Origin of the sequence: Natronocalculus amylovorans, from assembly GCF_023638035.1 — an archaeon.
Lineage (GTDB): Archaea > Halobacteriota > Halobacteria > Halobacteriales > Haloferacaceae > Natronocalculus > Natronocalculus amylovorans.
In genome coordinates this window covers 94,914-110,163 of record NZ_JAKRVX010000004.1, presented here as the reverse complement: position 1 = coordinate 110,163, position 15,250 = coordinate 94,914, and the positions used below count along the sequence as shown (strand labels likewise).

Below are 15,250 nucleotides of genomic sequence, written 5' to 3'. Positions count from 1 at the left end.
CAGCCCAAATAATCTGTATATCCTGCATGACTCCAGAATGGTACTTAAGCAGCATATGCATATATAACGAAAACAGCCTGTCAACAGACACAAAAGGGTAATTACGTGGGTGGCATCTCTCTCAGATAATGACTGAAGATCGGTCGGAAACAGTGGGGTCGATCGAATTAGAAGCGGCCACAGGGCTCGAGACCATGCCGCTGCACTCAAGCGATCTTCTTACCCTGCTAGATGAAGACGGAATTATTCGGTACGACAGCCCCGCCATTGACTATATCTATGGGTATGACCAGGACGAACTTGTTGGAACGCATGTTACAGAGTACTTTCATCCCGACGATCACGATCGGGTTCTCGAGGCGTTTAACGCACTGACGAGCGCCACTGAGCATCAGATTGAAATCGTTGAACACCGCTTTTTGGTCGCTGATGGCAGCTACAAGTGGATCGAAAGCATTGGATCGTCAACCCCCACACCCGAAGGCTACTACGTTGTCAATACTCGAGATATCTCTGCCCGAAAAGAACGTGAAAAGCAGCTTGAGGAGGCAAAGCGTCAACTGGAAGCTGAGCGTGACGGCAAGGAGGCGATCCGACAGTTGCTGTTACAGACCGCCACGGACGGAACATTTGCCGAGAATGTCTGCCAGCAGTTAGTTGAAACACATGGGTATAGCGGGGCATGGGTTGTCCGTCGGCACCGTGGTACAGCTGCGATCGACCCACCACATCAGATCGACGCACACTATGGTGATGACACCTTCCGGCGGAGTGACTCACCTGAGGAAGATGCCGAAACTGCAGTCGATGAGAGCACACGTGCAGTGCTTTCTACAGGTCAACCTCGGGTGGTCACTGTCAATTCGGTCGACAATCCTGCGCTTGCCGATCGGTTGCGTGACTGTGGCCTGACGTGTATTCGATCAGTTCCACTCGAACACAGTGGCGTCTTTGATGGCGTTTTGACTGTCGTCCGTGAGACGCCAGAGACATCACTCACACGGACGCTCGTCGCTGAGTTCGCAGCAGCGCTTGGGTTCAAACGGAACATGCAGCGTCAACGTGATACCCTCAGGTCGGACGTATTGACTGAAGTGTCCGTGAAGCTTGATGAAAGCCACTTTTTGGCAGCGCTGTCGATCGCTCCATCGCTTCCTGAGGAGACTCAGCTTCGGAGTCACGAGTTACAGTCCGATGGTGGGATGGTGACATACTTGATACGGACCGATGATGTGGCGGTGAAATTACTCACGCATGCTGCGAGCACCGTCTTTGGTGTCGAAGACATCACGCCGGTACGCGATGGCCAGCCTGCAGTTGTTCGGATACGTGTTCCAGAGCCCGTTCTTGGGACGATTATTACCAACTATGGTGGGTCGATCGCTTCCATGACGGCTGCAGGCGGTACGACGGAGCTTGTGACACAGTTTCCAAAGATGGCAGATATTTCGACTGTGATTGAGGCACTTCGGACACACTGGCCTGAGGCAACCGTCCGGACACGGAGTGTCCGCGCTGTCGAGGACACCACTCCGTCGCCATTCGAATCATTGACCATCAAACAAAAACAGGCGCTTCACGCTGCCGCAGTTTCGGGTTTTTTCGATCGGCCACAGCAATCAAAAGCCGCAGATATTGCTGAGACGCTTGACATCTCACAGTCGACATTTCTCCACCATTTGCGAGCCGCCGAAAAGAAGGTCTTCTCTGAAACGTTCGAAAAATAATACAATCAGTTGGCTTTGGTCAACACTGAGCGGTCTAGCATGACTGAGGGATATTCAGAATATCGTGCTGAATACAGTGCGCGAGTCTTGTGCGGTGTTGCTGATCACAATACAGAGAAAATCAACACACCGTGAGAAATACCGCCTCTATATTCAGATCGATGAGACGGCTGTTTCCGTCGCCAGTCTCGGAAATCCCTACAGTCTCGTACTGGACTGTGACCGTTCATTTTAGTGGGGGTGCATTTTCGGCAGCTGAACTCGCAGAAATTGAATGGTGACCACCATGATGAACGGGCCGAGGAATATCCCATACCACCCGAAAATAGCCGGTCCCAAGAGATACGCGAACATGACGAAACCCGTGTGAAAGAGACGACCAGAAAGGGAGGGCCGAACATACGTTCGAATGACGTTGTCGAAGATGCCCCCCATTACAATGTAGAACACGATCGGGAACCAGACATATCTCAAATTTGTCTGATATGCTACGACAGTGAGATAGAGAAAAATCGACCCATACAGCAGATTCCGACCGATGAGTGGAATCACCGAAATTAGTCCAGTGGCAAAGCCGAGAAGTATCGCATGAGGGATTGCGAGACCTGGTGGAGCAAGGAGATTCAACACACTGTAGATGATTACGGCTACAATACTGATCACGATAATGGTGAGCGTATATCCGAAGTAGACTGAGGCGAGCCCCCGATCAACCGCTTTCAGATACGCATACACGTTTGACTCGCGTTCTACGATGGTGGAGCGGAACCAAGAATCGATTCTTCGCTCATCTCGAACGAGGAAAAACGCGAAGACGAATGTGATCAACACGTTGAACGCTTGTACGGTGAACGTCCCGACGAACCCGCTCACCAACGGAATCAATGTGGCGAGTGTTGGATCGCTCCGTAGGACTTCAACAAACGCATATAGTTCATCCTCACTCGTGGGGAGGGTCTCTATTGCAAGCCGTGGAAACAGCCTTTCCAACAGTGCTTCCACGTCCGTCGCCTCGATCGCTGCAAGCTCTGCGAGCAGCAACACAATGAACACCCCCAGAACTGCCATGAACGGTAGCATAATGAGCCCAAATGAAAGGAGCGCAGAGAGTCCCGGTGAAACGCCGTGATGTTGAAGACGTCTGGCAACCGGACGGGCGACATGATATAGGAAGACTCCAAACACAATCCACCCAATGTAGGTTTGTAACGCCACAACGAGGACGAGAAACAGAGCGATCGCAAAAAGCCACCAGCCGATCGTCTTGGGCAGCCCTCCATCGTTCGATGAAACGCTCCACCTCATGAGATTCAAACAATCGGTCCGAGCCAACATAAGTAGAATTAGTCAAACACCATACAATCGATCGGTTCGGCTCTGTTGAAATCCTCAGCAAGTGATATGTTTTGACCCAGTCGCGGTCAGTACAGGGTAATTACAGATCGCGCACGCAGGGAAAGATGGTCGTGTGGACTACTTATTGTCTTTACTGAACCATCCTGCTTCTTCGGGGTTTCCAAGCATGTTTGACCAATAATAATAGAGTAGGATAACAGCTGCCATAAGAAACCCGTGTAGAACTCCGGATACAAGGGTGTCGCCGAAAAAATAGGAGACGAGTCCTATTGCTATTGGCAAAGTCAATAAAAGCGAAATCGACTGCTTGAGGGCCAGTGCAGTATTTATCGGTGGTCAAGGAGAATACCTGTGACTTCAGTGATTCGACAAAATCTTTGAGTGAAGAAAGCCGTACTTGGCCATATATTTTTGTTGGAGAAAGAAATATGTGGTTCTATCTCTTAGAAGCAATATGGCAGACGACCACCGAAACGGTCCACCCCCATTCGATCGCCCGTTCAAATCTGCAGACACAAAACAGCGGGTGTATGGGGCAGTGCTTCACGCCCGCGAACCGATGACAGCTGCAGAAATTGCTGAGCGGGCAGACTGTTCAACGGAATCTGCGCGGACACATCTATCCTTTTATAATGATCTTGGCATTGTTATATACCACGAGGGGCGGCCAGCCAGATACGAGCGCAACGACGACTATTTTGAATGGCGACGGGTGAACGAACTACGAGTAAACAATACGATTGAGGAGTTGCAAGCTCGCGTCTCAGAGCTAACCAACCAGATTGAGGCGTACCGTGATGAATACAGTGTTGACTCGCCTGCTGAAGTCGACGCGCTTGCGTTCGACCCAGCGCAGATCGACGACGTATACGTCGCTCTTGGCGATTGGGCTACTGCGATCGAAGAACGCCACCTCCACGAGCGTGCTCGGAGAGCGTCTGCTAGTTCCACAGCACCATCTCACACCTAACGATGGTGCCAATGGGCGATGGAGCAAGTCCGGGGCCGATCGATCGGCCAGTATTGGAGCACATGCGCTCGCGGTTCGCAGGGAGTCGAATGGTCGACGCTGCTGCGATCGTTGAGAAAGAAAAACTGCACCTTCGGGTTGAGATGGCTGATAAATACTATCCAGTAGGCGTATCTGCTCGCTTTGAGATCCGCTGGTACCAAAACGAAGACTTCAATTTCCACTACCAAGAGATCCATCAGGATGGTGTGTGGAAGTGTCGGTGGGATCGGCATCCGAATACACACAACTCACGAGGGCACTTTCATCCGCCGCCAACGGCCAGTCGGATCGATGCAGAAGATGCCCAGTGGCCGATCGATCATCGAGATGTCTGTCAGATCATCCTTGAATACGTTAGAAAGCGTATCGAGGGGCTGTGGGACTAACTAGAGCGTGGATGTAACTTTGATATTCCACCGAAATTGACACACAGTGCGAGCGCATACCAGCGTCTTTAGGCGCGTGAGGAGGTCAATCTGTGTGAATGCTGCCTTGCAATCGTGTCACTGGAGGATATCGAATACCTCGACTGCTTTGTACTCTTTCCCGCGTTCTTTGCCAGTTACTTCTTCGATGAGGCCATCCGATTCAAGGTCGTCGACAATCTTGTAGGCTGTTCGGCGTGAAACGTCGAGATACTCTACGAGGTCGAGTGGTCTAAAGTATGGATACTTGAGTAACTGCCGAGCAAACATCTCCGTATTCGTACTTCCAGGGTACGCTTTTTCGTAGCGCTCCTGGAGATCACGGAGCCGATGCGTCCGATTGTACGAGGTCTTCGCTTGGCTTCTGAGCCCCTCAAGAAAGAACGTAAGCCACTCGTCCCACGCCCCTTTCTCGCTCACCGCACGCATACGCTCAACGTACTCGACTTTGTGACGATTGAAGTAGGCACTCGGATATATGTATGGACTTTCGAGGTAGCCCTCGCTCGTTAAATACAGAATAATTAACAGCCGACCGAGGCGACCATTTCCATCCGAGAACGGATGAACTGTCTCGAAAAAGTAGTGTATGATGGAGGCATCGACGAGCGGATGGTACTGTCCACCCATCTGAATGTATGACTCCAGTGACTGCATGAGTCCAGTGATTGCCTCTGGAATCGGTGGGACGAACGGACGCTGTCCTGTCTGTGCACTCGTGAGATGAACCATATGATCACGGAAATTCCCAATGACATCACCCTCGTTTCGAACATCCTCAAGCAGCATCGAGTGGAGCGTTTTGATTAGTGAGAGTGTTATCGGTGCCCCGCTCCCGATTCTATCGAGCCCATACGTGAGCGCACTCTCGTAGTTGAGCGCCTCTTTCAGATCTTTTTCGATCGTTGCGCCCGCCTCGCCTGCGGGTTGTCTTGTGTGATATGCTTCGACATCTTGATACGCAACATCTGCACCTTCGATACGTGCAGATTCGACAGCCTCGATACGTATGAGTGATGTATATAGAACCGCGGAGAAGCCGACTGTTGAACTGATGCCATCGACACGACCGATTTGATATGCAGCATCCGCTACCAAATTGTGTGTCTGTTCGGATATTTCGAGCTTCGGTTCCACTGGGAGTGGTTCCGGCGAATAGTATGGATTTGGGTGGTAGGGAACGTATTTTCCGGGCGCACGATCAGGAAGCTCTTTTGTGGGCATTTCAGTAATACTATTATATGCCTCTACTGATATAGCTGTTTTTATACTCAGTATACGTAGGAGGCCTGCAAGCCCGATCGTACGGAAGATCAAACGCAAATAGTATATTTGGAACGCTGATAGAGAATCTACGTATAGTACGTATGTGAATACATATATCAATCGTATATGTCGAAAAATGACACTGAATCTTTTTTGCGATCGCGACCGGCACTCCACAGAACAACAACGCGGATGTCACGGAGCTTCCCCTCGAGCTGTTGGTGTTTCGAGTGTCTGTTTCCTGGAATTTCAACAGTATCGATTGGGTGTACGGGTGTGGACAAGTGGTGTCCTCGGAATAGAGTGTGGGAAGTGGCTCGTGTTGAGCGACGATCGATCAAGAAGGACCTCACTCCGAAGAGTCGAACAGCGAACGTCGACATCGCCAAATGCCTCCGAGAATAACGGCCATACTACCAATCAGTAACAGACCATGGAGATCTACGGTGTCATCGGTCTCGTCTTCTCCACCACGTTGCTCTTCTGTTGTTGTATTGTGCTGGATCCCCTCATCCGGTTCCTGGGTGTCGCCACTGACAATAAGCTGCCCAGCATGCACGCCATCTACAGAGATTTCATAGTCTCCGAGTGTTGGTTCAAACGAGAGCGTCATTTCGACCGTCTCGCCTGCGGGGGTTGTCACGAGGTCACTATCCACGACTTCTCCATTAGCATGCAGTTCGATCGTGCTATTGGCGGCGTACTCACCACGGTTCTCGACGGTTACCACTGTTGTGGCAACTTCGCCTACCACAAGATTCGGTTCTTCAATCGTCGCTTCGGTCACAGTCGTAAGTGGTGCACCAGTTCCAATCGCAAAGGATGAAAAGCCTGGTGAACTCGCTTCGAACCGGTAGTGTGATCCATCCGATTCGATATATTCAGTCGGTAGTGCCGTCCAGCGATCGGACTGGCGGTGTAATTGCAGATCTTCGGTTTCAAGACCGAGATTATCTAGATCGCTCTGACTGATTCTAAACTCAAACGTGACATTCGCGACATCTGTAGACTCGAGATTGTGGGTAACCGTGACGTACCCAACTGCAACAGTTCCGGTTTCGGTCTCGAACGTTGCTGCAACGGTTGACTGTCCGTTTTCGGTCCGCTCTTCCAGACGCTCTCTGGAGTCCCCGATTTCGAACGTTTCCATAGATAACCAGAAGTCACGGGTGTTTGCAAGTTCGATTGACAGGCTATCAACCGAAATGTTGTCTTGTGCACCGAGCGCTCCAGTTGTTTCAGTTGTCTCGTCGCTAATCTCGATAACATCACCTGCTTGACCCCCAGTGACGTCAATCGTCGATTCGTCTGTCATCTGTACGTCGATCGACGGCGGTGCAACAGTGGTAGTACTTCGTGATGAACTTGTTTGCGGTGCAGTTGGTATAATCTCAAACGCTTCGCTTGTGGCATTCACCGTACTATCGTCAGTAAGTCCAAATGTTAGTTCGTATGAGTTGGCAGTTTCATTCGACAGATTGTCGAACACAACAACACCAGTGCTGTTTGTCTCTTGTTCGAGAGTGCCATCAAGTGTTGCTGAATTGTTGATTGTCACCGTGATATGCTCACTGGCAACTGGATTGTCAAACGCATCAAAGACTTTCACTGTTGGTGGTCCAGAGATTGGTTCTCCAGCAGTTGATTCAGCTGGTTGTGTTTTGATTTCGATCGAGTTAGCGTCTGCAGGTTTGACAGTGAATTCTGCCGTCGTTGCAGTAGCTGGTTCACTCACACCAGAGTCTGTATTGTCGATCGAGAATTCCAGTTGGTACTCAGCGGCAGTTTCCACAATGAGATCATCGAACATAGCGATTCCTTCACTGTTGGTTTTGAGCTCGGTCTCATCGTTCACGGTCGATCCGCCGTCGTCGACGACGGTAACTGAGACAGTAACGTCTGAAACTGGATTGTTGAACGGATCTGTGGCCAGAATGGTCGGCGGACCAGTGATCGCCTCTCCAGCAGTCTGAATTGTGTCTGGTGGGGTGTCAATCACGATTGCGTTGGAATCTGCTGGCTCGACAGTGAATGTGGTGCTAGTCGTGGTGTTAGATTGTGCGATCCCATCCTCGGCATTGTTGATCGAGAATTCCAGTTGGTAATCGGCGGCTGTCTCAATAACGAGATCGTCAAATGTTGCGATTCCCGTAGTGTTCGTTTTGACTGTTGTCTCACCGCGTACGATCGCATCGTCATTGTCGACTGTGTTAACCGAAACGTTGGTTCCTGCAGTTGGATTTCCAAACTCGTCTGTCGCGTTGACGCTCGGTGAGTCGGCGATAATGTCCCCAGCGGTCGATGTCGTTGGCTGTGTCTCAATTCCAATTGAGTTGGTCTCTGCAGGTCTGACAGTGAATTCTGCTGTCGTTGCAGTATCTGTTTCACCCACGCCAGAGTCTGTATTGTCGATCGAGAATTCGAGTTCGTAGTCGCCGGCGACCTCAATGATGAGACTATCAAACGTGGCAATTCCTGTGCTGCTTGTTTCGGCCGTGTTAGCGTTTACAATTTCTCCACCATCGCCCACCGTAGCGACTGAAACAGTGACTTCGGAGGTCGGATTTCCGAATGTGTCAGTGACACTGACTGTCGGTACACCAGAAATTGATTCGCCAGCAGTGGTATCGATCGGCTGTGTCTTGGTAGTGACTACACTGGCATCTGCGGGTTCGACGGTGAAGGTGTCGCTGGTTACGGTGTCAGATTCACTTACACCTTCGATCGAAAATTCAAGCTGGTAGTCATCAGCGGTCTCAATGACGAGGTCGTTGAACGTGGCAACTCCCGTGCTGTTCGTTTCAACCGTGGTTCCGCTCACGATTGCTCCACCAGTATCCACTGTGGTGACTGAAACGGTGGTCTCCGGTGTTGGATTTCCGAATGCATCGGTAACGGTGACGGTTGGTGGCCCAGTGATCCGGTCTCCAGCAGTCTGAGCTATGTCTGGCTGGGTACCAATCGTAATCTCCTCTGGATCCGTTGCCTCGATAATAAACGACTCACTGATTGCGTTGTCTGACTCGCTTACATCCTCGTCGGAATCATCAATGGTAAATTCGAGTGTGTAGTCTGAAGCAGTCTCGATAACGAGGTCATCAAACGTAGCGATACCTGATTCATTCGTTTCAACCTCCAGTTCGCCACGTACGATCGCTCCAGCAGCATTCACCACGCGAACCGAAACATTGGTTCTCGGTGTCGGATTACCAAATTCATCAGATACAACCACGGCTGGTGGTCCTTCGATTGCTTTACCGGCAGCAGATTCCAGTGGTTCTGTATCGATTTCAACCGAATCAGACGGTCCTGGTGTAACTGTTAGTGTTTCGCTCACTTCTTGACCGCCATAGGATCCGGTGATTGTGACGGTACCGACGCCAGTCCCAGTGACAATGCCATCGTCATCGACTGTCGCATTGGACGGGTTAGATGATGTAAAACTCGATACGCTTGTCACCTCATTCTTGCCCGACTGCGAAAGTGTTGCGTGTACTGTAGCTGCGGTTGTTTGGGACTGCTCAATCTCATCGTCTTCGAGTGAGATCGTGATGTCTTCGATCATCTCACGCCCTGGCTCGGGGTCTTGCGGATTCGCTTGCAGATACGGGTAGGAGACGTCTTGATCGGAGACCACATCCCAGGTATTCTCGAAGTCGAATCCGTCGAGCTTGTTATGTGCACTTTTCATTTCGATCGTAGTAAGACCTACTCCGCCAGCAGAGCCATCCTGAGTCGTCGTTTCGATGTCCCAATAGCTGTTCTCAACAGTCCCTCCATTCTCGCCGACGAGGCCACCCACGCGGTTGTTGCCGTCGACCGAACCAGTGGCGTACGATCTCGAGATAGTAACCTCACTAAATCCAACGAGGCCACCTACGTTGTCGTTGCCGTCGACCGCACCAGTAGCATACGACTCGGTGATGTCACCGCTTTCAATCGAACCGACAAGGCCACCCACGTTGTCATGGCCATCAACAGTCCCGGTGGTATACGACCCATAGATATCTGCTCCGAAGCCGTTAGCCCCGATAAGGCCACCTACGAGATTTCCAGATCCGGTGACATCAGTGCTACTATAGGAATCGGAAATATCTCCACGGTTATCACCAACGAGACCACCTGCCCTACCGCCACCAGTGACGGTGCCAGCCGTGTGAGAATCAGAAATATTTCCGCTACTTTGTCCGGCGAGTCCACCCACCCGCGGGTTGCTCCCAGTTCCATCATTAGTGACGTGGCCAGTGACAGAGGAGTTCTTGATTTTTCCGCCCTTATCCCAGCCGACAAGACCGCCCACTCGGGCGTTGTTACCCGAAGATGCACTCATAACCGTTAGGTCAACCAACTCCACGTTGGTGAGAAGTGCCCCGTCGTCAGTCGCACCGAACAAACCGACTTCACTCTCGTCCCGTTCGATACTGAGGTTAGAAATTGTGTGGCTGTTTCCGTTGAACATCCCTGTAAACTCGTCGTTACCATCACCAATCGGCTCGAATCCGTGCCCATCATTCCACGAGTCGGCGACACTCGCATCGAGATCAGCCTCAAGCACGTAGTGAGCGTCGAGCTCCGCGTTCATCGCCTGGAGTTCACGGGTGTCCGTGATCAAATACGGATCTCCGGCCGTTCCACTGCCTTCGCGATTGATCAAGAGCGTATCGTCAACAACCGTCGTTCCCCTAACCAATAGAGTCGTAGTGTTCGAACGATAGCCGGCAGCATCGATCGTCACTTCGTACTCGCGGTCACCGGGCACCGCCGTGAATTCGTAGGCCCCAGCGTCCGTTGTCGTCTCAAGCGTGAACGTCGGATACACGACCTCGACGTTCGCGTTGTCGATCGGTTCGCCAGTGATCCGATCAGTTATTGTCCCCTCAATGGTCGAGTCTCCCTCAAGCGAGACACCGACCGTTTCGGTTACACCAGTCTCGATCGTGCCGGTGTGTACGCTTCCGGAATCGTAGCCATTCGCACTGGCCTCGAGAACGTACTCCTCGTTCGTTCCCGGAACGGCGGTCTCAAGTGAGCCGGAGTCATCGGTTGTTTCACTAAGATCGACCGTTGTACCGTCACTTTCACGTTTGACCGTCACCGACGTGTTTTCGATCGAAATCCCAATGGCAGCGTCAGTGACGCTTACGTCGAGTATTGCATCTCCCTCGAGTAGTCGTGGTTCGCCGAGGGCTGTTGTTCCGCTCTCGTCGAGACTCAGGATGGTCTCGTTCTTTAGGTAACCAGGGGTGGTGACTAACAGTTCGTACTCGACCTCGCTGGGGACGTTCTCAACAAGGTAGGTTCCATCTCCCTGATGGCTTCCTTCGTAGATGCCTCCACGGTCGATTGGACGGAGTTCGATCGACGCATCTGTGAGTTCGTCACCGAAGAGTGCGTCTTCTGTGGTGACCTCAAGTGCCCCGTCACCAACTACCGAGAAGTCGAGTGCTTCATCTCCATTAACCAAGACGGTGTCAGTGGTGTCTTCGTAGCCCGCTACCTCGGCAGACACTCTGTACTCCGATCCCATGGTCGGCACGCCCGTGAAGGTGTACGCGCCGTCTTCATCCGTCGTCTCGTCGACAACGATCGAGCTGCCGTCGGGATACTCAACGGTCACTGTCGCACCTGAGATCGGCTCTGAGGTTACGTCATCGGTGATCGAACCGTTGATCGAACCAGCGCCGGTAAGTTCGAGTTCTCGATCGATGGTCTCTCCGTCACCGATTTCGGTCGTCTCTTCGGCCGTCTCGTAGCCGTCGGCGTCGACCGTGTAGGTGTAGGTGAACCCGCCGGGAAGCGGCGTTAGCTCTGCCATCCCGTCGCTATCCGTCTCGAAGGGGTCGATTTCCCCGAGCGTCTCGTTCTGGACGACGATCGTTGTACCCTCGAGTGTGCTCCCAGCCAGGGCGTCTTTCACCGTGACCGAATCCGCCGCGTTGCCCGCAATGTCGAAGTCGAACTCAAATTCGGTATCGCCGTCATCGAGTTGGACGCTTCGACTCTCTTCACTCCAGCCCGCAGCGTCCGCAGTGACGACGTACTGCTGGCCGGCTCCGGCGACGGTAGCCGTGTACGCTCCCTGGTCGTCCGTTTCCACGACGTACTCCTGTTCGCCCGAGATCGTAACCGTTGCACCGGGAGGAGCCGTCTCGAACAGCTCGTCTTCGACCGTGCCGCTGATCGTGGCGGTCCCCGTCAGTTCGGCGTCGAGTTCGCGGGGTGTTTCGTCTTCGATTGGCTCGTCCGTGAAGGTACGTGACTCGTACCCATCTGCTTCGAACGTCACGTCGTAGGTCGAATCTCCGGGGATCACATCGATCTCGTAGGTGCCATCTGAATCGGTCGTTGCACTGTAGGTTCCCGCACCGTTTTCGGCGGTGACGGTCACGCCCTCGACTCCGCCGCCGCCGCTCTCGGAATCGGTAACCGAGCCGGTGAGTTCGGCGTTGCCGCCTATCACGTATCTTAGAACGGGGCCCGGAGTCATGGAGATTGTGCGATCCCTGTATCCGTCTTTCGAAGCGGTCAGCGGGTAGATGGGCCCACTGGGAACAGTGAAATCCATCGAGCCGGAATCATCGCCCGTAAACTCCGCACTCCCCAGGCTGTCGCTCTCGACTATCGCTGCGACTCCCTCGAGTCGCTCATCCGTACGGTTATCTCTCCAAGTTATCCCTACGTCCGCATCGCCCGTAAGCTCGAGGTCGACGCCGGTCACGTCCTCGCCGTCACCGACTGATGCTGTCGTCGTCGAGGTTCCGTCCCAGCCGTCTGGATCGGCACTCACCGTGTATGAATCGTCGTTTCCGGGCACGACGACGGTGTAGTGGCCGTCGTCGTTCGTTTGAGCCGTGTACGTCCCAGCGCCGTTTTCGGCGGTAATCTCGATGTTTGGAATACCCGTTTCGAACGTCGTATCCTCGACTTGACCACGGATTGTCGCTGTCTGTGGCTCGAAGGCGGTTTCAGGTTGGTCACCAAGCTCTGAATCGTCGACAGTGACGGTGGTTGTGACTGTTTCGACTTCGGTGTTCGTGACGGTAAATTCGTAAACGCCAGCTTCCGATGTTTCCTCGAATCCATCGTCAACTACTGCATCGCCGGTTAGTGAGATGCTGACGTTACTTGCGGTTAGCCCCGTAATCGGAGTGCCCGCAGTATCGTTGACCAAGACCGTTACAGTGGAGGCATCGGAACCGTTTGCGACGTGAGGTGACGTCGCCGAGACGCTTGATTCACTCGCGTCAAAGTCGGCTGCCGCCATCCCGACAACCCCACCACTCATCACGACGACAAAAATGATTGCTGCAAACCAAAACCCCCTCGTCGAACCTCTGAGGTCGATACCCGATGACGCCGTTAAGAATGCACGAGTAGTCACCATGAGGCCCCTCGGCGGTGAGCAGCCCTATCCCGATTTGGAAAAAACAGCGACGATCGACATTGAACGGATTTTGGATGAGGAAAATATTGCATTAGATATCAGATAATACTAATAGAGCCCTGATAAGTCGGATACCAGCGCATCGTGGTATGATGGAAGATACTGTGCAGGCCGATCGCCATCATCTGGTTGATCGATGCGTTTTCGAACTGACGTGAGGCGAACCGATAGAATCGTACTGGTTGACATAGAAGATAGTCATAGACTCATGTATGTTGCTGGGATGATTGCATACGCCGGGTCAGCTCTCATCGGTAGTTTGCTAGCGATCGCACTGTTGGTCAAATACGACCGACGACAACCTTCGTTCACCTTTGGGCTATTTCTGCTTGTGATCGGCTTTTGGGCGGCAACATATGTTGGTTATTTAATCGCTTCAACCGAGCAATGGCTTCTATTTTTTATCCAACTGTCATATCTGTCAGTTGTGTCTGCGCCCATAGTCTGGGTTGTCTTCGCAATACAATACACTGATCGTGAGGCCTGGCTCTCGCGACAGCGGATCGTCCTGCTATCAGTCGTTCCCGCTGTCGTTCTCGCACTCGTCTGGACTGCGCCCTTTCACTCGTTATTCTACGCTGATACGCTGGTCACGACAATCAACGGCGTCGTCCTGCTCGACACGCCACCCGCAGTCGGCCACCGAATCAATATTATTTACGCGTATGGATTGTTGCTGATTGGTTCCGCTCTGATCGTCGCCGAAATATTCACAAAAAACCAACTCTATCGTCGACAATCACTAGTGCTTTTGGCCTGTTTGAGTGCGCCGTGGGTCGCCAACGCCGTGTTTCATCTCGGTATGCAACCGATTCCGACAGCAGATCTCACGCCTGTTGTTTTTGTCCTCACGGGCATCCCGTTGGCGATACTCGTCCAACGGAGCGAACTGACTGGATTTGTTCCGATCGCCCACGAACGCGTGTTTCATACCCTTGAAGATCCGGTCTTTGTTATCAGTAGCTCGAACCGGATACTCGATGCCAACCGCGCCGCTCATACGCTGTTCGACGCTGATTTCCCCACCAGATCTCTCGAAGGCAGTGATATTACCGATGTCCTCCCTCAGACGCTACTTTCTGCTGGTGGCCTCCATCCAAAACTTGAGACGGCGATGGAGTGTGTCATCACAATTAATGGAACGTCTCGGCAGTACATTGCCCGTGTTCGTCGAGTCTATCCGAACCGCAAGACCCAACATGGAAGTATTGTCTCCTTGACCGATATCACGCTTCAAAAACGACAACAGGAGAGTGTTAACGCAAAAAACGAACAGCTCGAACGCTTGGCCAGCGTGATTTCACATGACTTATCAACGCCGTTAGCAACCGGTGAGAGTCTGTTGCACCTCATCAAATCCGATCTCGACTCCCCTCAGGCGGAGGTCAAACAGTCGATCGACGATCTTGAAACAGTACACCGTCGACTCCGAGTGTTTGCCGAGGGATTGCCCACGCTAGCCCGTGAAAGCACTGATGTCGAAACACCAACCAACTGCGATCTCGAATGCATTGCACGCAACGCGTGGGAAGTAGTCGATACCGATGATCTTACCCTCTCAATTGACTCGACAGCTCAGCTGTGGGCAGATGCCAGCCGACTCCAGCAAGCCTTTGAGAACTTGTTTACGAATGTTGCTGAACACGGTACAACGAACAATCGGACAGAATCTGACAACAATAATAGACAGCCAAGCGCAACAACGGTTCGAATCGGTCAATTATCAACCGGTTCTGGATTTTATATTGAAGACAATGGGCCAGGCATTCCAGTCGATCGACGTGAGGATATGCTCGAATTTGGGGTTTCAACCGGTAGTGGGTCCGGCTATGGCTTGGCGATCGTCCGAACTATTATCGAGGCCCACGGCTGGTCGCTGTCGATTACTGAGGGAACGACGGGTGGTGCACGTTTCGAAATTGAGATCGATCCACACGTAGAGTAATTCGCAAAAAATCCTGACAATACCACCATACAGTGGCATACATTTTAGTAGGCAATCACGATACTATAACTTATG

At 52.2% G+C, this 15,250-nt stretch carries 8 protein-coding genes; 4 read left to right on the top strand and 4 right to left on the bottom strand.

What is annotated here, in order from left to right; translation table 11 throughout:
- The first annotated feature begins 128 nt into the window (after positions 1–128).
- Positions 129–1,727: a PAS domain S-box protein gene (locus AArcSt2_RS11200; RefSeq protein WP_250584692.1), complete on the top strand. Its 1,599-nt coding sequence runs from the start codon at positions 129–131 to the stop codon at positions 1,725–1,727.
- Positions 1,728–1,958: 231 nt separating this feature from the next.
- On the opposite strand, the gene AArcSt2_RS11195 is transcribed toward AArcSt2_RS11200, so the two are convergent.
- On the bottom strand, positions 1,959–3,032 hold the full coding sequence (locus AArcSt2_RS11195) for an AI-2E family transporter (RefSeq protein WP_250584690.1): 1,074 nt from the start codon (positions 3,030–3,032) through the stop codon (positions 1,959–1,961).
- Positions 3,033–3,537: 505 nt separating this feature from the next.
- Between AArcSt2_RS11195 and AArcSt2_RS11190 the strand changes: the two genes are divergently transcribed.
- Positions 3,538–4,053, top strand: a complete 516-nt coding sequence (locus tag AArcSt2_RS11190) for a DUF7342 family protein (RefSeq protein ID WP_250584688.1) — start codon at positions 3,538–3,540, stop codon at positions 4,051–4,053.
- An 89-nt stretch (positions 4,054–4,142) separates the two neighbouring features.
- A complete protein-coding gene (locus AArcSt2_RS11185; RefSeq protein ID WP_425493663.1) occupies positions 4,143–4,481 on the top strand; it encodes a toxin-antitoxin system TumE family protein in 339 nt (112 codons plus the stop codon).
- A 117-nt stretch (positions 4,482–4,598) separates the two neighbouring features.
- Here the strand turns inward: AArcSt2_RS11185 and AArcSt2_RS11180 are convergent, their stop codons facing one another.
- The 3 genes from AArcSt2_RS11180 to AArcSt2_RS11170 all read right to left on the bottom strand — a co-directional run bounded on the left by AArcSt2_RS11180 (position 4,599) and on the right by AArcSt2_RS11170 (position 13,419).
- A complete protein-coding gene (locus AArcSt2_RS11180) occupies positions 4,599–5,744 on the bottom strand; it encodes a Fic family protein (protein ID WP_250584684.1) in 1,146 nt (381 codons plus the stop codon).
- Positions 5,745–6,135: 391 nt separating this feature from the next.
- Complete coding sequence (locus AArcSt2_RS11175) at positions 6,136–13,170, bottom strand: carboxypeptidase regulatory-like domain-containing protein (RefSeq protein WP_250584682.1); 7,035 nt, start codon at positions 13,168–13,170, stop codon at positions 6,136–6,138.
- Between the two features lie 108 nt (positions 13,171–13,278).
- Positions 13,279–13,419: a hypothetical protein gene (locus AArcSt2_RS11170; protein ID WP_250584680.1), complete on the bottom strand. Its 141-nt coding sequence runs from the start codon at positions 13,417–13,419 to the stop codon at positions 13,279–13,281.
- A 19-nt stretch (positions 13,420–13,438) separates the two neighbouring features.
- Here AArcSt2_RS11170 and AArcSt2_RS11165 point away from each other — a divergent pair, with 19 nt between their 5' ends.
- Complete coding sequence (locus AArcSt2_RS11165) at positions 13,439–15,175, top strand: histidine kinase N-terminal 7TM domain-containing protein (protein WP_250584670.1); 1,737 nt, start codon at positions 13,439–13,441, stop codon at positions 15,173–15,175.
- Positions 15,176–15,250: the final 75 nt, after the last annotated feature.

Bases quoted from the DNA above. Each gene is read 5' to 3' on its own strand.
- AArcSt2_RS11175 (WP_250584682.1), bottom strand. From the start codon at position 13,170: ATGGTGACTACTCGTGCATTCTTAACGGCGTCATCGGGTATCGACCTC.
- AArcSt2_RS11170 (WP_250584680.1), bottom strand. From the start codon at position 13,419: ATGTCAACCAGTACGATTCTATCGGTTCGCCTCACGTCAGTTCGAAAA.
- AArcSt2_RS11185 (WP_425493663.1), top strand. From the start codon at position 4,143: ATGGTCGACGCTGCTGCGATCGTTGAGAAAGAAAAACTGCACCTTCGG.
- AArcSt2_RS11195 (WP_250584690.1), bottom strand. From the start codon at position 3,032: ATGAGGTGGAGCGTTTCATCGAACGATGGAGGGCTGCCCAAGACGATC.
- AArcSt2_RS11200 (WP_250584692.1), top strand. From the start codon at position 129: ATGACTGAAGATCGGTCGGAAACAGTGGGGTCGATCGAATTAGAAGCG.
- AArcSt2_RS11190 (WP_250584688.1), top strand. From the start codon at position 3,538: ATGGCAGACGACCACCGAAACGGTCCACCCCCATTCGATCGCCCGTTC.
- AArcSt2_RS11180 (WP_250584684.1), bottom strand. From the start codon at position 5,744: ATGCCCACAAAAGAGCTTCCTGATCGTGCGCCCGGAAAATACGTTCCC.
- AArcSt2_RS11165 (WP_250584670.1), top strand. From the start codon at position 13,439: ATGTATGTTGCTGGGATGATTGCATACGCCGGGTCAGCTCTCATCGGT.